Genomic DNA, 408 nt, shown 5'->3' with positions numbered 1-408 from the left:
CCTCATCATCGCCGCGATCGGGGTGTTCGGCTCGATCTCCGTCGCCCGGTTCGTCGCGAGAAGGGACAACACGACCTCATGAACATCCTCGGTCTCGTGATCCCCGACCCCGTCATCGACGTGGCTGTGCTCGTGCTGATCCTGCTCGGGGCGCTGCTGTGCCTGTCGGCGGCGGTCGGGCTGCTGCGCTTCCGCGACGTGCCGTCCCGGCTGCACGCGGCGACCAAGCCGCAGGTGCTCGGACTGCTGCTGATCTGCATCGCGATCGCCCTGTCGCAGCGGTCGATCGGCGGCATCCTGCTGGGGTTCGTGCTCGTCGCGCCCGTCGTGCTCATGCAGTTCGCGACGGCTCCGCTGTCTGCGCACATGGTCGGGCGACAGGCCTACCGCAACGGCACCATCGAGCAG

At 68.4% G+C, this 408-nt stretch carries 1 protein-coding gene; it reads left to right on the top strand.

The features are described from left to right. Nucleotides 1-78: 78 nt before the first annotated feature. Nucleotides 79-408, top strand: a 330-nt coding sequence (mnhG, locus tag HCF10_RS30985) for a monovalent cation/H(+) antiporter subunit G (protein WP_167657093.1), incomplete at its 3' end; no start/stop codon positions are given.

Source organism: Pseudomonas sp. B14(2022), assembly GCF_012030485.1.
Lineage (GTDB): Bacteria > Pseudomonadota > Gammaproteobacteria > Pseudomonadales > Pseudomonadaceae > Aquipseudomonas.
The sequence above is the reverse complement of the archived record's forward strand: the minus strand, read 5'-3'. Positions and strand labels throughout refer to the sequence as shown.